This window comes from Clostridium sp. AM34-11AC, assembly GCF_003435375.1.
GTDB classification, from domain to species: Bacteria; Bacillota; Clostridia; order Lachnospirales; family Lachnospiraceae; genus Pilosibacter; species Pilosibacter fragilis.
Genome location: NZ_QWGL01000017.1, coordinates 51,399 through 71,739, shown reverse-complemented (window position 1 = coordinate 71,739; position 20,341 = coordinate 51,399). Strand labels below are relative to the sequence as shown.

At 49.8% G+C, this 20,341-nt stretch carries 15 protein-coding genes and 1 other annotated feature; of the genes, 12 read left to right on the top strand and 3 right to left on the bottom strand.

Annotated features, from left to right (window positions below; genetic code table 11):
• Positions 1–120: 120 nt before the first annotated feature.
• The 3 genes from DW826_RS11175 to DW826_RS11165 all read right to left on the bottom strand — a co-directional run bounded on the left by DW826_RS11175 (position 121) and on the right by DW826_RS11165 (position 4,607).
• Positions 121–1,947, bottom strand: coding sequence for a DUF885 domain-containing protein (locus DW826_RS11175; RefSeq protein WP_117552751.1), 1,827 nt, complete (start codon positions 1,945–1,947; stop codon positions 121–123).
• A gap of 165 nt (positions 1,948–2,112) precedes the next feature.
• A complete protein-coding gene (locus DW826_RS11170; protein ID WP_117552750.1) occupies positions 2,113–2,898 on the bottom strand; it encodes an alpha/beta hydrolase in 786 nt (261 codons plus the stop codon).
• Positions 2,886–4,607 carry a DUF2156 domain-containing protein gene (locus DW826_RS11165; protein ID WP_117552749.1) on the bottom strand — a complete coding sequence of 574 codons (1,722 nt, stop codon included), beginning with the start codon at positions 4,605–4,607 and terminating at the stop codon, positions 2,886–2,888. The genes DW826_RS11170 and DW826_RS11165 overlap by 13 nt, the downstream gene beginning before the upstream one ends.
• 246 nt (positions 4,608–4,853) lie before the next feature.
• Positions 4,854–5,096, top strand: a binding site (T-box leader).
• A gap of 216 nt (positions 5,097–5,312) precedes the next feature.
• On the opposite strand from DW826_RS11165, the gene metG reads away from it, so the two are divergent.
• The 12 genes from metG (at position 5,313) to DW826_RS11100 (ending at position 20,021) form a co-directional block, all read left to right on the top strand.
• Positions 5,313–7,289, top strand: coding sequence for a methionine--tRNA ligase (gene metG / locus DW826_RS11160; protein WP_117483897.1), 1,977 nt, complete (start codon positions 5,313–5,315; stop codon positions 7,287–7,289).
• Positions 7,290–8,078 (top strand): TraX family protein, encoded by a 789-nt coding sequence (locus DW826_RS11155; protein ID WP_117483898.1) that lies wholly within the window; start codon positions 7,290–7,292, stop codon positions 8,076–8,078.
• Between the two features lie 81 nt (positions 8,079–8,159).
• Positions 8,160–8,936 carry a TatD family hydrolase gene (locus tag DW826_RS11150; RefSeq protein ID WP_242994089.1) on the top strand — a complete coding sequence of 259 codons (777 nt, stop codon included), beginning with the start codon at positions 8,160–8,162 and terminating at the stop codon, positions 8,934–8,936.
• A 223-nt stretch (positions 8,937–9,159) separates the two neighbouring features.
• On the top strand, positions 9,160–10,026 hold the full coding sequence (gene rsmA / locus DW826_RS11140) for a 16S rRNA (adenine(1518)-N(6)/adenine(1519)-N(6))-dimethyltransferase RsmA (RefSeq protein WP_117552748.1): 867 nt from the start codon (positions 9,160–9,162) through the stop codon (positions 10,024–10,026).
• 119 nt (positions 10,027–10,145) lie between these two features.
• Positions 10,146–10,838, top strand: a complete 693-nt coding sequence (locus DW826_RS11135; protein WP_117552747.1) for an L-2-amino-thiazoline-4-carboxylic acid hydrolase — start codon at positions 10,146–10,148, stop codon at positions 10,836–10,838.
• A gap of 102 nt (positions 10,839–10,940) precedes the next feature.
• Positions 10,941–12,254 carry an MATE family efflux transporter gene (locus tag DW826_RS11130; protein WP_117552746.1) on the top strand — a complete coding sequence of 438 codons (1,314 nt, stop codon included), beginning with the start codon at positions 10,941–10,943 and terminating at the stop codon, positions 12,252–12,254.
• Between the two features lie 237 nt (positions 12,255–12,491).
• Complete coding sequence (locus tag DW826_RS11125; protein ID WP_117552745.1) at positions 12,492–13,478, top strand: diaminopimelate dehydrogenase; 987 nt, start codon at positions 12,492–12,494, stop codon at positions 13,476–13,478.
• Between the two features lie 133 nt (positions 13,479–13,611).
• On the top strand, positions 13,612–15,015 hold the full coding sequence (locus tag DW826_RS11120; protein ID WP_117483904.1) for an MATE family efflux transporter: 1,404 nt from the start codon (positions 13,612–13,614) through the stop codon (positions 15,013–15,015).
• Between the two features lie 118 nt (positions 15,016–15,133).
• Complete coding sequence (locus DW826_RS11115) at positions 15,134–16,069, top strand: leucine-rich repeat domain-containing protein (protein ID WP_181968049.1); 936 nt, start codon at positions 15,134–15,136, stop codon at positions 16,067–16,069.
• Positions 16,070–16,086: 17 nt separating this feature from the next.
• Positions 16,087–17,454 (top strand): VWA-like domain-containing protein, encoded by a 1,368-nt coding sequence (locus DW826_RS11110; RefSeq protein WP_117483906.1) that lies wholly within the window; start codon positions 16,087–16,089, stop codon positions 17,452–17,454.
• A gap of 129 nt (positions 17,455–17,583) precedes the next feature.
• Positions 17,584–19,128, top strand: a complete 1,545-nt coding sequence (locus DW826_RS11105) for a MoxR family ATPase (RefSeq protein ID WP_117483907.1) — start codon at positions 17,584–17,586, stop codon at positions 19,126–19,128.
• A gap of 20 nt (positions 19,129–19,148) precedes the next feature.
• Positions 19,149–20,021, top strand: a complete 873-nt coding sequence (locus tag DW826_RS11100) for a radical SAM protein (protein WP_117483908.1) — start codon at positions 19,149–19,151, stop codon at positions 20,019–20,021.
• Positions 20,022–20,341 lie beyond the last annotated feature (320 nt).

Below are 20,341 nucleotides of genomic sequence, written 5' to 3'. Positions count from 1 at the left end.
TTGTTGTAAAACAAGCTGGTATCGAATTGATACCAGCTAATATTTTATACGCTATACCCAAAATTCAGAAAGAACCACACTAAGGCAAAAACTTACACACTTTATTTTTTTTCTTACAGGCTATTTCTGTTGGAGCCATAATGTAAAGTATTTCCGTGTCACAGAAAACGGCACGGGGCCAAGATCGAGAAGAAACTTATGGAATTCCTTCGCGGAAAATCGGTTCCCCAGCTTTTTTTCTGCTTCCTCCCGCATCTCCATGATCTCCACATATCCGCCGGCGTACTCCAGATAATTTGTGGGATTGTCGATCATGGTCTGCCAGAGTTCCTCCACCAGCGCGTCATCCGCGTCAAAGCAGGTGCGGACAAAGGCGGCAGCCCGGTCTTTTGACCAGCCGTCATAATTGATCCCGATATCTAAAAGTGAGTGAAAACAGAGAGAAAAGGACCGCATGGCGGCCTGATAAGCGCTGGTTTCTTCAGAAAGACCATTATCATAGAAGTAGGACAGCTGTTCTACATAAGTTGCCCATCCTTCATTTGCCCCGGAACAGGTGAGCAGGGCCGCCAGAGGATTGTGTGTGTGTTCCCGGAAATAGACGGTCTGGTAGAGATGACCGGGAAAGCCCTCATGGGCGAGTGTTGGGTACAGTTCGTCTTTTGCGCTGGTGCTGCCGTTGTTGATATAAATCACATTCCGGGTGGGATCGTCAAGGGGTGCAGTAAGATAAAACGCCGGACTTAACGTAGATTCCAGCTGCGCGGGAACGTACCGGATCTCATATTTTTTTGAGGATTCGGAAAGAACCGGGAAATCTCCGGACATCTGTGTCTGCAGATCAGCCAGAATCGCAGGTGGATCGGTAAGGCGGAAGGAGAGATCAGGACCTGTCTTTTTCGAAAGAGAAGAAATCGTTTCCAGATCTTTCTGCATCCGGTCAGACAGAGCTGCCTTTAATTCTTCTATATTATAAGAAAGGCCGGGACCGGATCGTAGAAGATATTCATAATACCGTCTGCCATTCCGGAATCCGCAGAGCCCACCTTCATTGATACCGCGTCCCTTTAATCCGGAGAGCCCATCGATCAGATGGCGGTAAGCGGGAAGAAACGAGTTCTTTATGACCTCAAGATGGCGGGAGCGGAAATTATTTTTCTGCTGTTCCGACAGGGAAATATCTGTGGAAAGAGAATTTAACCGTGTCTCAAAGGTTTCCGTGAGAAAATTGTTCACGGGATCTATGAGATAACTCTGACAGGATTCCAGGATCCGTTCAATCGAGGCATCAGATGGTCCGAGTCCGGCAGCCGCCTTCTGCTCTTCAAAGTAGAGGATATCCCCATAATAGGAATCAAGCTGGGAAAGCAGAGTGAGATAATCTTCCACATCCTGAAGCGAGTGAAAAGAATACTCCGCCAGCAGGATCGGAAGCTGTGCCTGGATCCCGATGGTGGGAGCGAGAGGCTGATCATAAAGTTCTAAACCTTCTGCCATCAGACCGGTCTCAATTCTCTCGGAAAGGGAGTCATAGAGGATCTGCTGGTCATCGGGCAGCATATGGGGATCAAACTCGGAGAGCTTTTCCTTCAGGTCATGAATCTCACGGCTGTTTTTTATGAGCTCCGACAGACGGTATGTACCGAGAGCAGCATCCTCAGCATCAATTCCATAATTTTCCGGGTGCAGAAGTGTATAGTGAAGATCCAGAGTGCTGGAAGACTCCATTTCTTTCTGAAACAGTTCCGTGCAGAAGGCGTCGAAATCTGCCTGAAGCTTTCGCTCCTCTTCGGAATGACCGGATCGGGTAGAGGAAAGAGCATCAGAAGAATAAAATTCCCCGGTCTCCGGGGAAAGGGCCCGGGAGATCCGGTCATTCTGGCAGGCAGTAATGAAAACGGTCAAAACTAAAGCGGCAACAGCAAGGCGGAATGTTTTAAAAGCCATAGATCTTCGGACCTCCGAAAAATATTGGCTGACCAGGCGCGGAAGAAACAGCCATTTGGTTCAATATATGCTTTGCCGGTAAAAACAGAACTATACAGCGATAAAAAATGACCGACCGGTGGAGGTGCCGGGACTTATTGTTGAGAAAGAGAAAAGGGCTTATTGTTATGCTTGTGATTTGTCCAGAAAATCATGGATGATTTTCAAATAAAACGCTTTACGCCCAAACATGGACGTATGGGTCGCCCCCTTGATCAAAACTAACTGCGCCCGGGGAATCAGCCGGGCCATAAGGCGGGAGTGGGAGACATTCACCAGATCTCTCGTTCCGGCGATCAGGAGAACCGGCGCCTGGACATTTTCAAGTTGCTCCCGGGACATCATGGGAGAATTGCAGAGCAGGGAAGCGAGCTGTTGATGACGGAAAAGACATGAAAGGATGCAGGAAGCGGCAGGATTTTTTTTGCAGATTTCCCGGAACAGACTTGTCGCCGCTTTCAGACAGAAGTATTTCCCCACACAAAAAGCCCGGACAGGAAGAATCAGCCCATCCGGTGAGACATTTCCACTGATGGCAATCACGGCACGAGTCCGATCCGGAAACAGGGATGCGAATTCCAAGGCGATATTTGCCCCATCGCTGAATCCAAAAAGAATACAGGACGGGATATGAAGGATATCCAGAAGCGCTGCTGCGTCCCTCGCCATATCTGTGGTAGTGAACTCTGATTCCGCGTATTCCGGCTTGATCCGTGAGCGCCCGTGGGCGCGGCTGTCCATGAGAATGACACGGTATTTCATGGACAGCTTTTTTTCGTAATAATCAAAGATCAGGTGCGTCTCCGCGTTTCCGTGCAGCATTAAGATGGGAGTGCCGCGCCCGCTTTCCTTATAATAGATCCACACCTGAGGCGTATCCGCCATTCCCTGACGGCAGGTCATTTTTTCCATTTGTGCAGTTCTCCCTTAAGAAGAGTCAGAATGTAACCGCGGATCCCGTGTGGATTCTGGATCTCGACAGCGGCGTAGAGCATGCCCGGTGTCGGATATTTCGGAAGATATGCGTAGTAGGACGGAACCCATTCGGTGGGGCTGTACTTTTCTTTCGCGCGGTAAAGATCCCGGAATCCATAGCAGGCATTTAAGTGGTCATAGATAAACTGCAGAAGACGTTCCATCGGATTTTTGCTCTCGGCACTTAATCCTGCCAGAGGGGCAACACCGAGGCTGCCATAGCCGATGCCTTCTTCCTTGAATACCTGAAATGCCTCGTATATGATCGTCTCCATGACTCCGCTGGGCGCGTCTTTCCCGTGCCTTGTCACATCTGCCATGTAGCCGTTTTTTCCAAGAAATGGAACAAAGACGATAAAGGCAACCATTTTTCCATCAGAATTTAATGCGTAGAAATAACGCTTATCCATCGGATCCTCAAGCCCTACGGTACCCATGGTGAACTGGAGCATGCCGCTCTTCTTGCCATCCAGCCATTCATCGGTGATCCGGTCGAATTCCCGGTCAAGAGCCGGATTGCGTTTCTCAAGGACCTTGTATTCATGGACGGTGACACCGGCTTTTGTGGCATGGTTGATGTTCATGCGCATTTTCGCGCCTTTTTTGCCGCTGATCTCGTAATCGGTGAGTTTGAAACGCGCTTCCTCACCGCTCTTTACAAGACCGAACCCCTGCTTTTCGTATTCACTGAGATAATAGTCAGTCAGGCCGAGAAAGAAGATATTGTGGGCGCTGTTCTGACAGAATTCTCTGAATTCCGTCAGGAGAGCCGGAAAGTCCTCATCTCTGCACACAGGATCACCGTTTACGACGATGGTGTCACCGACAGTTCCATAAGGAAGCACGCCATAGACTGAGTGACCAAAATACAGGCATTTGTCATCCTCCAGTGCAAGATAGGAGCAGGGATTTTGGCTGTAAAGATTTAAAAGTGTTCTGGCATGCTGGATTTCCTGGGATCCGTGGGCCTGTTTCTGAATCCACGGGCGCACGGCACAGAGAATAGCGGCGAGAATACAGCCCCAGCTGAACCAGAACAGGACGAACTCCGTTCCATGGCGGTCAGCCATAGACGCGGGAAGACTTCCCATGCCGAAGATCATACTGATTCCCAGAGTGAAGCTGTCGGCAAAGGAGACAGAAGCACCGTCCGCGGTTCCGAGCCGCATATAGTGCCAGGTGATCCCTACATTTATGAGGACACCGATGATGGCAAAAAGTGCCAGAAACAGTGTTTGTCGGCGGTTTCCGCGTCCGGCCGGGCAGCAGAAATCTTTCCGCGTGATGAAAAACAGGATAAATAAGAAAAGGTCGAGAATCATGATCCCGTTGTGCAGCGGATGTCCCATTCCAATGAGTCCGCGCAGAAAATTGAGGACAAAGATCCCTACGGCGATTGTCCATGCGTTCCGTTTTCTCTTCCATAACTGCAGGGACAATACGAAAAGAACAATGGAAAAGGCACGCTGAACCATGCGCCCCATCTCAAAGGATCCCTGCATGGCCTTCGAGATCCTGGAAAACGGGAAAAAGGTTAAAAGGAACAGGAAAAAGGAAAAGACGGCGAGCAGAAGGATCGTGATATTTTCGACCCGGATCCGGAGCTGTCTTGCGCGTTCCTGATTGTTAAGTAATGTATGATTCATAAGCTCATTCCTCCAGAGTTAAGAGACGCCGCAGATCCGCAGGATACCGATGCAAAGATCTGTGAAAAAGTTTTTTGGTAACCACAGTGTAGTCTTTTGCGGATAAAAAATCAATAAAAATATCAGAGTTCATTTATGCGATGGTTTTGATGAAGATGCATGGCTGAACTGTAACATAAAACGCCGGAAAAACAAACGATACCTTGACAAATTTATTCGAACAGGATAGACTAAAGGAATCATATGGAAAAAGCTTGGAAGGGAAGAGTATGCCGAAAGGAAGCTTTCAGAGACCCCGGTTGGTGAGAAAGGGGAGCAAAGAGACGGCAGAAGATGGTCCCGGAGCTGTGCAGGTGAAAGCGGAAACCGTGTTAGCCTGTGCCGGAAGCGCCCGTTAGCGTGTCAGGTTGTTTTTGACAGCCGGTGAGGGCGATGACCGTGAGGCACCGCCGAATTTAAAGTGGTAACACGGGGAGACTCGTCTTTAATAATTAAAGACGGGCTTTTTTTATTTGACAGGAAACTCCGAAGGAACGTCCTGTTAAACAAAAACGCACACTTGCGCGAGGAGGCAGGTTGTCGCAAGAGACTGCGCGAGAGCTCTGAACGTGCCAAAGCACATTCTTTTTTATGTCATTGTGCAATAAAAACGACCGGCAGGAGAAGAGCCGTAAAAAGAGATAAAAAAACAGGAGGAATCAATCCATGTGTACAAACTGTAAGAAACCATACTACATTTCCACAGCGATCGCCTATACATCTGGCAAACCGCATATTGGAAACACTTATGAGATCGTATTAGCAGACGCGATCGCACGCTACAAGAGAGAACAGGGCTATGACGTTTACTTCCAGACAGGAACCGACGAGCACGGTCAGAAGATCGAGTTAAAGGCTGCAGACGCAGGCGTAACCCCGAAGGAGTTCGTAGACAACGTTGCAGGTCAGATCAAGGAGATCTGGGATCTCATGAACACTTCCTATGATAAATTCATCCGGACCACAGATGATTACCATGAGAAACAGGTCCAGAAGATCTTCAAGAAATTATATGATCAGGGCGATATCTATAAAGGACATTATGAGGGACTTTACTGCACACCGTGCGAGTCCTTCTGGACTCCGTCCCAGGTCGTTGACGGAAAATGCCCGGACTGCGGACGTCCGGTACAGCCGGCAAAGGAAGAGGCATATTTCTTCCGTATGAGTAAATATGCTCCGAAGCTCATCGAATATATCAACGAGCATCCGGAGTTTATCCAGCCGGTATCCAGAAAGAACGAGATGATGAACAACTTCCTGCTTCCGGGACTTCAGGATCTTTGCGTATCCAGAACCTCCTTCAAGTGGGGAATCCCGGTCAGCTTTGATCCGAAGCACGTTACCTATGTATGGCTTGACGCGCTGACCAACTATATCACGGGAATCGGATATGACTGTGACGGAAACAGCGACGAGAAGTTTAAGAAATACTGGCCGGCAGACCTTCATCTGATCGGTAAAGATATCATCCGCTTCCATACCATTTACTGGCCGATCTTCCTAATGGCTCTCGGCCTTCCGCTTCCGAAGCAGGTATTCGGACATCCGTGGCTGTTACAGGGTGACGGCAAGATGAGTAAATCCAAAGGAAATGTCCTCTACGCTGATACACTCGTTGACTTCTTCGGCGTTGACGCAGTCCGCTACTTTGTACTTCATGAGATGCCGTTTGAGAACGATGGCGTGATCTCCTGGGATCTTATGGTTGAGCGCATGAACTCTGATCTTGCCAACATCCTTGGAAACCTTGTAAACCGTACCGTTTCCATGACAAATAAATATTTTGGCGGAATTGTCGAGAACAAGGGCGCTGCAGAGCCGGTGGATGAAGAGTTAAAGGCAACCGTTCTTGAGACGGTCAAGAAAGTAGACGAGAAGATGAACAAGCTCCGCGTTGCAGACGCGATCACAGAGATCTTCAATATCTTCCGCCGCAGCAACAAATATATCGATGAGACAACTCCGTGGACACTCGCAAAGGACGAGGCAAAGAAGGACCGTCTTGCAACCGTTCTTTACAATCTCACAGAGGCGATCACCATCGGTGCGTCCCTGTTATTCTCCTTCATGCCGGAAACTTCTGAGAAGATCCTCGCTCAGTTAAACACAGAGAAGAGATCGCTGGAGAACATGAATACCTTCGGTCTGTACCCGAACGGAAACAAGGTTACAGAGAAGCCGGAGATCCTGTTTGCCCGTATGGACATCAAGGACGTTATGGAGAAGGTTGAGGCCATGAAGGCAGCAGCCGCAGCAGAGAAACAGGAAGAGAAGAAGGAAGAAGAGAAGCCGGGCATGGACGTTGAGAAGAAGCCGGAGATCACATATGATGATTTCGCAAAGCTTCAGTTCCAGATCGGTGAGATCGTGAAGTGTGAAGAGGTTCCGAAGTCCAAAAAATTACTTTGCTCCCAGGTTAAGATCGGTTCTGAGACAAGACAGATCCTAAGCGGAATCAAGGCATGGTATAAACCGGAAGATATGGTCGGCAGAAAGGTTATGGTCGTTACGAACTTAAAACCGGCGAAGCTCGCAGGCATGTTATCGGAAGGCATGATCCTCTGCGCGGAGGATGATGAGGGCAACCTTGCATTAATGACACCGGCAAAGGATATCAAGTCCGGTTCTGAGGTCTGCTAAGTGAAAGTGCGCTTTTGCTTTTCGGCGGAACAGATAAAAAACATTGCCCTGGTCAGCATGGTCATCGACCATGCGGCCGTTGGGCTTATTGAACAGTCAGAACTGGCTTCGGGCGTTGCCTGGAGTCTCTGTGGGACAGCCATGCGCCTTGTGGGGCGTGTGGCTTTTCCTCTCTTTGCGTTTATGATCGCGGAGGGTGCGGCGCATACGAGAGACCGGAGATGGTATGCGCTGAGGCTGCTTCTGCTGGCAGTTATTTCGGAGATCCCCTTTGATCTTGTGGCGGGGGGAACATGGCTTTTTCCGGCGGATCAGAATACGGTGTTCACATTACTTCTGGGACTTCTGGCAGTCTGGGTTGGCGATCTGATCTGCGGGAGTGGATCTGGAGTGTCATACGGAAACAGGAAAAAAACAGGAGATGGCGGCAGGAAGGCAGTAGGCCAGAGGAGATTTCCGTTGGAATATGAGCGGTATATCCGGGTTCTGGCGGCGGTTCCTTTTGGACTGGCAGCTGATTGTCTGAAAACAGATTATGGCTTTATGGGCGTGCTGCTGATCGTTATATTGTATACATTGCGCACGGAACCACAGCTTCGCACAGCTGTCTGCGTTGTGCTTTTATTTTGTATGTATATGGATTTCTATGGCGCTGCGGCTTGCGTTGCAATTTTTCTGATAAACCGTTACAATGGAGAAAAGGGCAGTGGGAGCGGAAGAATTTTCTATCTGTTTTATCCGTTGCATCTGCTGGTGATCCGGGGAATCAAGATGGCTGTGGGACTGTAGAAAATGAGATGGTGCAAAAAGTCTTACAGATGCCGGCTCCGGATGAAAAAGAAAACGACATATGACTCGAGGACAGAAAGAATGGACTATATTTTTGACACACACGCCCATTACGACGATGAGGCGTTTGATGCGGACCGGGAGGAAGTGCTCACGGGACTGAAAGAACAGGGAATCGGAACCGTTGTGAATGTCGGCGCGAGCATCGCATCCACAAAAACAACTCTGGCGTTAGCTGAGACGCATTCCTTCATGTATGCGGCGGTGGGTGTGCATCCGAACGAGACGGCGGAGCTTACGGACGCGGATATGAAGTGGCTGGAATCCCTGGCAGAAAATCCGAAGGTTGTGGCGATCGGTGAGATCGGTCTTGACTACTACTGGGACGAGCCGGAGCGGGAGATTCAGAAACACTGGTTTTCGGCACAGCTTGAGGTAACAAAAAAGACGGGACTCCCGGTGATCATCCACAGCCGTGACGCGGCGAAGGACACACTGGACATTATGAAAGCGGAACATAACGGTGCCACCGGCGGTGTAATCCACTGCTTTTCCTACGGAGTGGAGATGGCGAGGGAATATCTGAATATGGGATATTACCTTGGGATCGGCGGAGTGCTGACCTTTAAAAATGCGAAAAAACTGATCGAAGTGGCGGAATACGCACCGCTAGACAGGATCGTTCTTGAGACGGACTGCCCATATCTGGCACCGGTGCCGAACCGCGGAAAGAGAAATCATTCCGGAAATCTGCCGTATGTGGTGGAGAAGCTGGCAGAGATCAAGGGTGTTTCCAAGGAAGAGATCATCCGGGAGACGACGAAGAACGCTAGAGCGCTGTATCGGATCACAGAGTAGGAGTTTCGGGATGATCAGACCGATCGGACTGCGATATCGGAATAGTATCAAATTTTGTATACAAGATGCATCTCATGTAACAAGTGAAAACACGCTTCGCGAGTTTCCCCTTGTTATCGCGACAGTCGCCAAGGTCTCGCGCAAGCGCGGACTTTGGCTCGTTGTTCGCGTAAATAAAAGCACCTGCGCAAAAGCGCAGTCAAAAATAGAAAGAGAGAAATAAATGGCAAATCTGGGAAACCCAAAGAATACCATAGAAATCATACAGAAGTATGAATTCATGTTTCAGAAAAAGTTCGGTCAGAACTTTTTGATCGATACCCATGTACTGGAGAAGATCATCTCTGCAGCCGGGATCACAAAGAATGACTGTGTCCTTGAGATCGGACCTGGGATCGGAACCATGACCCAGTATCTGGCAGAAAATGCCGGTCATGTGGTCGCTGTCGAGATCGACCGGAACCTGATCCCGATCTTAAAGGAGACACTGGCGGATTATAACAACGTGACCGTCATCAACGAGGATATCTTAAGAGTCGATATCAAGGCACTGGCAGAGGAATACAACGGCGGAAAGCCGATCAAGGTCGTTGCGAACCTGCCGTACTATATCACGACTCCGATCATCATGGGGCTCTTTGAGAGCGGCGTGCCGATCGACAATATTACCGTCATGGTCCAGAAGGAAGTGGCGGACCGCATGAAGGAAGGTCCGGGCTCCAAGGATTACGGTGCCCTGTCCCTGGCTGTCCAGTATTACGCGGAGCCGGAGATCGTAGCGAACGTACCGCCGAACTGCTTTATCCCGCGCCCGAATGTGGGATCAGCGGTGATCCGGCTTACAAGACATAAGGAGATGCCGGTTGAGGTGAGGGATCCTGCCCTGATGTTTAAGATCATCCGCGCGTCCTTCAATCAGAGAAGAAAGACGCTGCAGAACGGTCTCGGAAATGCGCCTGAGCTTCCGTATACAAAGGAACAGATCGCGGCAGCGATCGCAGAGATGGGACTCACTCCGACGATCCGCGGCGAGGCGTTAAGCCTTGCACAGTTTGCGCAGTTGTCGGATATTCTTGGAGAGATGAAATAAGAAGCACGCGGATATCTGGTCATGCGGGAAAATGAGTCTGTCCACAGCATGGACTTTGTATACAAGCCAGAGCGCTATGGTGAAGCAGAAGAATAGAATGTAGGACGGGAGGAAGCATTATGGGATTTACAGAACTGTCACATGCATTTATTGCGGCAAAATATTATGTTTACCTGAAGGAAATCTTCAGTGACCGCGGCGAGGCGGCATTTTTGCATGCCACCCGATATTACGGCGAACAGCGTGGACGTCGGATGGCACAGCGGGCGATCCGGGACGGAAAACCTCTGACTTATGAGACATACTGCCAGTACGGTGAGTGGGTCAACACGGAAGAGGTGAAAGCACAGGGACTCGGAAACCAGTCCGAGACGACAAGCTTAAGCCCGGACTTTCAGATCCACATCCATGTCTGTCCGTGGCATACCCAGTTTAAGAATATGGGACTCCCGGAAGCGGGGCTTCTCTATTGTAAGGACCTGGATGCGTCCATTTCCCGAGGTTTCAACCCGGAGATTCGCTATGAGGTCTCCCAGACACTCCATGACCATGATTATTGTATACAGACGATCCGGAACGCCGGTTTGACGCCGGAGTCTAATATGGCAAAAAATCCGGCAGGCCTCAGATCTTTCGAGTACCACTGCGCTCACTCCTACTGGGCATACCGGGAAGTTTGTGAAGCAATCTTCGGGGAAGAGGGGACACGGATCGCTGAAAGAGTCCTTGATGATTTTGCCGCAGAGTATGGAAAAAAGATGGCAGACACGCTGGCAGGATATGCAAGGACGAATTTTAACATCGCAGACTAAGAAATCAGCAGCTTTGCAAAAAGAGCTGCTGAAATATTGCTGTTAGAAAGAAGAACAAGGTATATCGAAATACATTTTGAAGAATATTGAGGAGCAACACTTATGAAACAGATCAACATGCTGGAATCCCCGGTCCGCCAGGTATTTTTCAGTTACCTGGTGCCGTCCATCAGCGCGACGCTCGTGACATCTATTTATATTCTGGCTGACACGATGATGATCGGACGCGGAGTCGGTGGTTCCGGTATTGCGGCGATGAATATTTTACTGCCGCTCTACAACACATATTTCGGGATCGGAATGATGTGCGGAGTCGGCGGCAGCGTTCTCTTTGGGTTTTCCAGAGGACGCGGCGATGAAAAACGCGCCAGAAGTTATTTTACGGCGGCACTCTGTGTGGTGCTTGCTCTGTCAGCAGTCTTTCTGATATTGGGAAGAATCTTTTTCAACCCTCTGATTACTTTTATGGGAAATACCCCGCTCTTAAATGAATACACCGTGCCTTACGGAACTGTGCTCACAACAGCGGCTCCCATGTTTGCCCTGTCTTCATTCCTTCAGGCATTCGTCCGAAATGACGGTGCGCCGAAGCTTGCCATGGCGGGCGTGATCAGCGGAGGCGTCACCAATGTGATCTTGGATTATGTATACATTTTTATCATGAAATGGGGAATGGGAGGTGCGGCGCTGGCGACGGCCACCGGAACGACACTCACGGTGCTGATCCTCGCAAGCCATTTTTTCTCGAAAGATAACCACTTGAAGCTGGAATTTAGCGATGTGTGGAGACGGGTGCCGGAGGTGCTCGGAAATGGGCTCGCAAGCTTTATTCTGGAGGTTTCCAACGGCTTCGTGATGCTGCTGTTTAACCGCCAGCTCCTCGCTTACGTGGGAGAGATGGGAATCACGGTCTATGGAATCATCACAAACACCGCGCTTGTGGCATCGTCCATTTCCAACGGTATCGCTCAGGCAGTACAGCCGCTGCTCTCCGCGAACTTTGGCGCGGGAAACCTGAAGAGAGTCGGCGAGGCGAGAAAACTGGGAGTCCGGACCGGATTTGCCGCAGGCTTCATATTCACTGCGATCGGCATGCTGATCCCGGTACAGTTGTCCTATCTGTTCCTGGACCCGACACCGGAGATCCTCACAATGGCGGTCCCGGCGATCCGGCTGTATTTCCTCTGCTTCTTAGTCAGCGAGTGGAACATCATCAGCGGAATGTATTTCCAGTCTACTGTGAGACCGCGGTTTTCTTTAACGATCACACTGCTCCGCGGAGTGATCTTAAACAGCGTGTTCGTGTTCCTTCTCCCGGCACTCTTTGGTGTAGACGGAATCTGGCTTACGGTGACTGTATCAGAGTTCATCACGGCGGGCGTTGCGTTTGTGCTTATGAAAAGGGAAAAACATTAATATATTAAAAAATATGTAAACAACGGACTCAGGGATCTTTGAGAAAAAGGATTTCGGATTCCGTTGTTTCTTTTTTCATTACCGTGTTCCCAGAAGAACCTTCCGGTGGCAGGTTTTGCAGGTGTATTTGGAAGAAACAGGAGACAAATTCGTTAAACTTATTTCAATTGACACTATAACGGCCTATTGGTAAAATGGAGATAGCGACATTAAATAAAGAAAGAAGAGGAGAACAATATGACGATCAGAATCGGAATTATGGGTTATGGAAATCTTGGACGCGGCGTTGAGTGCGCCATCAAACAGAATCCGGATATGGAGCTTGCGGCAGTATTTACAAGAAGAGATCCGAAAAATGTCATGATCCTGACCGAAGGCGCAAAGGTTTACCATGCGGACGAAGCGAAGCATATGACAGATAAGATCGATGTCCTGATCCTTTGCGGCGGAAGTGCGACAGATCTTCCGGTGCAGACACCGGAGTATGCGAAATATTTCACCGTAGTGGACAGCTTTGACACACACGCGAGAATTCCGGAGCATTTTGCAGCTGTCGATGCAGCGGCAAAGGAAGCAGGAAATGTAGCAGTGATCTCCGCAGGCTGGGATCCGGGCATGTTCTCCTTAAATCGTGTATACGCAAACGCAATTCTCCCGGATGGAAAAGACTATACATTCTGGGGCAAGGGCGTAAGTCAGGGACATTCTGACGCGATCCGCCGTATCAATGGCGTGAAGGACGCGAGACAGTACACAGTACCGGTTGAGAGCGTGTTAGAGAAGATCAGAAACGGCGAGACCCCGGAACTCACAACGAGAGAGAAACACACGAGAGAGTGCTTCGTCGTAGCGGAAGAGGGCGCTGATCTTGCCCGCATCGAGAAAGAAATCGTGACGATGCCGAACTACTTCTCCGACTATGACACAACGGTTCATTTCATCAGCGAGGAAGAGATGAAGCGTGACCACTCCACACTCCCGCATGGCGGTTTCGTGATCAGAAACGGAAGGACCGGCTGGAACAAGGAGAATGCACATGTGATCGAGTACCGCCTGAAACTGGATTCCAACCCGGAATTTACTTCATCCGTGATCGTTTGCTGTGCCCGCGCCGCATTCCGTATGAAGAATGAAGGCATGACCGGCTGCAAGACTATTCTTGACATCCCGCCGGCATACCTTTCCGCAAAGAGCGGCGAGGAGCTTAGAAAGAACCTTCTGTAATCAAAAAGAACCTTTGAGGGTAATTGACAACAGAAAAAGTTACTTTTGATCAACCATATTTCTGCCCTGTATCCGTAACCGACAGATACAGGGCGGAAGTATCCATAGTTATGCACCCGGAAAAATCCAGTGTATGACGAATTTCGTAGAGGGTGAAGGTATGACACTTAAGAAGAACTATCCGGTGGGCTACAACGGGATCACGGACGGCGTGATCTGGCAGCAGCTCCTGCTTTTTTTCTTCCCGATCCTGTTTGGAACATTTTTCCAGCAGCTTTACAACACGGCGGATGCCATGATCGTTGGAAAGTTTGTGGGAAAAGAGGCACTTTCCGCGGTAGGCGGTACGACGGGAACACTGATCAACCTGCTGGTTGGTTTTTTCGTCGGAATGTCCTCCGGCGCGGCTGTCGTTGTATCCCAGTTCTACGGGGCGAAAGAAGAGCAGCAGGTGCGAAAATCGGTCCACACGGCATTCTGCCTGGCATTAGCCGGCGGGGTGATGCTTTTAATCATCGGTGAGATCTTTACCCCAGTGGCAATCCGTGCTATGGGCGCACCGGAAGAGATCCTTGGATATTCTGTCACATACCTCAGAATCTATTTCTTAGGTATTATCGGAAACCTGGTCTACAACATGGGCGCTGCGATCCTGCGAGCTGTGGGAGATTCTAAGAGACCGCTGTATTTCCTTGTGGCGAGCTGCCTGACCAATATTGCTCTGGATCTCCTATTTGTAGTCTGTTTTCATATGGAAGTTGCCGGGGCGGCGCTTGCGACGATCATGTCCCAGCTTTTATCGGCAGTACTCGTTATGATAACGCTGATCCGGACAAAAGAATCTTACCGTTTTATCCCGAAGGAACTCCGTGTGGAGCCGGTATTATTAAAGAGGATCATAAAGATCGGTCTCCCGGCGGGACTGCAGTCCATGATGTACTCGATCTCCAATATCCTGATCCAGGCAAATATCAACGGATATGGAACGAACACGATCGCGTCCTGGGCAGTTTATGGAAAGATCGACGGTATCTTCTGGATGACCATGGATGCTATGGGAATTTCTGTGACGACTTTTGCGGGACAGAACTTCGGTGCAGGAAAGATCAAACGTCTGAAAAAGGGCACCTATGTGGGGCTTCTCATGTCGACGATCATTACGGCAGTACTTGGTGTATTTATGTTTACGGCAGGTCCGGTACTCATCAGTCTCTTTACGAATGATGTGGATGTTATGGCGGAGAGCATGAGTATTATCCGCTTCCTGGTGCCGTTCTGGTTCTGCTACATCTGCGTCAACGTATATCCGTGTACGCTGCGCGGCGTGGGCGATGCCCTGATCCCGATGCTGATCATCTGTGTTGGAACATGTATCCTGCGTGTGCTCTGGGTATTCGGCGCGGGCGCGGTCCATCCGGGGCTGTATACAACGCTGACGAGTTATCCGTTAAGCTGGACTATCACTTCGCTGGCATTCCTGGTATACTATTACCGGTTTAGTGCGATGAGAAAGTTAAATAAACTGATTGAAGAATAAGCATAACTGTTCGGCAGGTCTGTGAACTTATTGTTCTGCTCTGCTGAACAATTATAATAAGTGTAACTGGAATATGGATGTTGAATTTGAATTTAAAGAGAAAAATGGGGGCGCTTGTGTGACAAAGCTTTTGGCACCAGGCGCCGTCTGCGTGGTACCGGAAAGTCTGGGCGGACTTCCGGTGACAGAGCTGGCAGACAAGGTATTTTCGGGGAGCACGGTGGAGAAAGTCTATCTACCGCGGACACTCACCCGGATCGGAAGATATGAATTTTATGGATGTGAGAAGCTTCAGGAGATCCATTTTTACGGGACGCTCCGGGAAGTCGGCGGCGGTGTGTTTACGGGCTGCCGGAATATCAGGAGTCTGACTGTGCATATGGGGGTGGATGAAGAGTCGGCGCTCAGGGATTTTGTGACGGAGATCAATGAGAGAGTCACAGTACATGTGTTTATACAGAGCGGACAAAATCGAATGCAGGACGAGAGAGACACGGACTCTGCACGAACATCGCTGGCTTCAAGTACTTTTGAGGAAGAGAACGGGGAGACAGAGACTGCGCGTGTGATCTTCCCGGAATACTACGACGAGGCGGTGGAAAATACGCCCGCCAGGATCACGGTATCCAATATCCACGGTGCAGGGCAGAAGTATCGCTACTGTTTTGAGGGACGAAAATTCCGATTTGACAGGTATGATAAAATGTTTGTGTATGAAAAAGCAGAGGAATCGGTTCTCATGGCATCGAAGATCGCGGTGACCCGGCTGCAGTATCCGAAAGGACTGTGGGAGAGCGCGAAAAAGGAATATGAAAAGTTTCTTATGGAGAATCTTTATGAAGTACTTCTCGGCAGCCTTGAGGACCCGGAGACGGTAAAATGGCTGGCAGGGCAGTACCTGACACCGGAAAAGAATCCGCTGACGGCGGATAAGATGTCGGGGCTGATCACGGAGATCTCGAAAAAGCATCTGCCGGAGCTTTTGGGGATGTTTATGGAGATCCAGAGGAAGAAGTTTGGCGTAAAGAAGAAAAAGTTTGATTTTGATTTGTGAGGAGGTCAGAAATCGTCATGAGAGAAGATGCGGCATGGTCGCCGATCCTGAGAGAGCAGGGCGCGCTGGAAGAACTGGCGGCGATCGGCGTTGAGATCATACGGAACGCGAGGAATGAGCTGTATCTTTCCATGCGGTTTCTCGACGTGGCCTTAAATGGTCTGTTCCCGGTGGCGGACAACAGCATCAAGGGAATCGGAACGGACGGAACCTTATTATCATTTGAGACAGGATACATCTGCGGCTGGTACCGGAGAAATCCTGTTTATGTAAACCGCATGATCCTGCACGAGACTTTCCACTGTCTCTTTGTCCACCCATGGTCGAGAAAAAAGCGGACAGAGGAATACTGGAATCTGGCATGCGATATCGCTGTGGAGTCCCTGATCGACGGGATCCACAAGCCGTGCGTCCATCTGCCGATGTCCCCGGTGCGGGCGGAATTTTACGGACGTCTGAGGAAAAAGATCAAGGTACTGAACGCGGAGAGCATCTATCACACTATGCAGGAGATGGAGCTTTCGGAGATCGAATATGAGCGGCTCTGCCGGGAATTCTGCCGGGACGATCATTCCAGATGGGAGAAAGAGGACGAGAAGAAATCTCCGAATCCCAACCGGAACCGAAAAAACGATTGGGATGACAAGCGGGAGAAGATGCAGGCGGAGATGGAGGCGTTTTCCAACGAGGCGGCGGATGACTCCAGGGAGCTGATGGATCAGATGGCGGTGGAGAACCGGGAGCGGTACGATTACCGGAAATTTTTGCAGAAATTTTCGGTGCTGAAGGAGACAGTCCAGATCGATCCGGATGCGTTCGACTATGTATTCTACAATTATGGCATGCAGTTATACGGAAATATGCCGTTGATCGAGCCCCTTGAGACGAAGGAAGTCCGGCGGATCGAGGATTTTGTGGTCGTTATCGACACTTCGATGTCATGTTCCGGGGAGCTGGTGAAGAAATTCCTGGAAGAGACCTACGGGGTGCTGGCCCAATCAGAGAGCTTCTTTAAGAAGGTCAATATCCACATTTTGCAGTGCGACGATAAAGTACGGCAGGATGTGAAGATCGAGAGCGAGGAGGACCTTCGGAATTACATGGACCACATGGAGCTCCATGGCATGGGCGGGACTGATTTCCGCCCGGCATTCCTGCATGTGGACCAGATGATCAAGGCGGGAAAGTTCAGCAGGTTGCGGGGACTTCTCTATTTTACGGACGGATATGGGACATTTCCGGTGAAAATGCCGCCATATGACACGGCCTTCGTGTTTATGCGGGATAATTATACTGACGCGGACGTTCCGCCTTGGGCGATGAAGGTGATTCTGGACCCGGAGTCGATGGAGGATGTGGGGAAAATATTAGATGGAAAAGGATGAGTTTCATAGGTCAGGTGCTGGTTGTAAAGATATAGAAGCAACAGGCAGAAAATTTTACCAGAATAATTAAGTTGGAACGTATTTTGCGTGTAGCTGTGAAAAGTCTGAGCAGTTACAATGGGAGAAAAAATGAACATCAAGCGTGCAAAACAGGAAATTAAAAATACGATACAGGTGTATCTGACGAAGAACGAACACGGGGAATACGAGATCCCGTCCATGCGGCAGCGCCCGGTGCTGCTCATCGGTCCACCAGGAATCGGAAAGACCCAGATTATGGAGCAGGTGGCGCGGGAGTGTGGAATCGGTCTCGTCTCCTACACGATCACGCACCATACGAGACAGAGTGCCATCGGTCTCCCGTTTATCTCGGAGAAGACTTACGGCGGGAAGAATGTCCATGTGACGGAATATACCATGAGCGAGATCGTTGCGGCGATCTACAATAAGATCGAGGACACAGGACTCTCCGAGGGACTTCTCTTCATCGATGAGATCAACTGCGTTTCCGAGACGCTGGCCCCGGCCATGCTGCAGTTTTTGCAGTATAAGACTTTCGGAAATCATAAGATCCCGGATGGCTGGATCATCGTGGCGGCAGGAAACCCGCCGGAATACAATAAATCCGTGCGGGAATTCGATATTGCGACCCTGGACCGCATCAAAAAGATTGATGTGGAGGCAGATTTTGAGGTCTGGAAGGAATACGCGAAACAGGCGGATATCCATCCGGCGATCTTGTCGTTCCTCACCGCGAAGCCGCAGTATTTTTACCAGGTGGAGACCACCGTGGACGGAAAAGTGTTCGCGACACCTCGTGGATGGGAAGATCTCTCCGGATTTTTGAAGGTCTGCGAGAAGGTGGGGCTTACCTGCGACCGGGAGGTTGTGGTGCAGTATATCGAGCACCCGCGGATCGCGAAAGATTTTGCGAACTATCTGGAATTATATAAGAAGTATCAGGCGAGATACCAGATCGACGAGATCCTGGAAGGAAAGCGGGACGAGCACCTGATGGAACAGGCGGCGAAAGCGCCGTTTGATGAGAAGCTTTCGATCATCAGCCTGATTTTAGCGAAGCTCGATGTGGAGTTCAAGGCTTATGCGCAGAAAGAGGATTATCTGGAAGTGCTGTTTGGAGAGCTGAAAGCATTCAAGAGAAGCTTGGAAGGTAAAGCGGAGGCCGGAGAAACGATAGAGACGGTGCCGCAGACTCCGATCGCCATCTTTTCCCAGCAGATCGAGGCATTCACTGCGGTATCCGAGCAGAAACAGAAAGCCGGACTCCTCACGAGGGCGGAAAAGTATCGCTGTGCCGATATCACAGCGGCCATGAACCGGTATCTACAGACTGTGAAAGCGGAACTGTTATCTGATGGCGGTGAGATATTCGACCGGTTCCGGGAGATGTTTGGTGACGAACGGACAGAACTTGAGGATCTGTGCGCCCATGCCGGACAGGCGCTGGAGTACGCCTTTGATTTCATGGAAGGAACCTTCGGCAGCAGTCAGGAGATGGTGGTGTTTATCACGGAACTCAACTCCAGCGCCCCGGCAGTGCGGTTCTTACAGGAGAATGAGTGCGAACGGTATTATGAATACAATAAAAATCTATTGTTTGATGAAAAACGGGCAGATATTTTGAGCCGGTTGGACAGATTGGGAGCATTTTAATTGGAAAGGAAAGTGATCATATGGAATATGAAGGAACCGTATACCGCCCACCGAGTGAGGCGAGAAGCTTAATTATCCAGGTAACTGTGGGCTGTGCCCATAACCGGTGCACGTTCTGCAATATGTACCGGACGAAAAAATTCCGTGTGCGGACAAAAGAAGAGATCATGAAAGATCTGGACGAATGCCGCGATTATTACGGACCGTATGTCAGCCGCGTATTCTTTGCAGACGGTGATGCACTGGTGGTAAAGACAGAACTTCTTTTAGAGCTTCTGGCTTACGTCTACAAAAATTTCCCGTATGTGGAACGGATCACCTCCTATGGGACTGCAAAGGATGTTCTGGCAAAGTCTGAGGAAGATTTAAAAGCCTTAGCGGCAGCAGGACTCGAGATGGTCTATATCGGAGCGGAATCCGGCGATGACCGTGTTCTGGAGCATATCCATAAGGATGTGACGGCGGCCCAGATTGCGGCGGCGGGACAGAAATTGAAGCGCTGCGGCATCAAGACCTCTGTGACGCTGATCTCCGGCCTCGGCGGAAGAAAAGGGATCCGGGAACATGCCATCAAGTCGGCGGAGCTGATCAATCAGATGAATCCGGAGTATGCCTCCTTCCTGACATTGCGCCTCTATGAGGGGACCCAGATGAATGAGGAAGTAAAACGCGGGGAGATGGAGCTTATCACCCCGGACGAGATCGTGGAGGAAATGGAGCTGTTTTTAACACACATTGATTCTCCCGGAACGATCTTCCGGACAAACCACGCGTCCAACTATGTAGTGCTTGCGGGAACTTTTAACGAAGATATTCCGAAAATGCTGGCACAATTGGAGGATGCAAAGAAAAGACAGCGTTACCGCCTTGAAGAATGGCGCAGACATATTTAAGTAAGAAGAACAGAGAAAACAGTCCCGCGGGCTTTCTGGACGCTTAAAACGGCAGAAAAATGGCTCGCGGGATATGCCATTTCAGGGGCTTTCCGGGACGATCCCGGAGTGGACTCTTCTTGTAGATTGTATTCAAAAAACAACAAGATATAGTTTTGAATCATGAATTTTTCACCATATATATGGTTTTGGTATATCATATTTATATAGCAGTACTCCTTGCAATCCGGGAACAATACAGTTATAATAGAATCGTTCTCGCGTGAGTGACTAAAAATAACGTGGCGGGAACATGACATGACCGCCTTAAGAGACTCGTG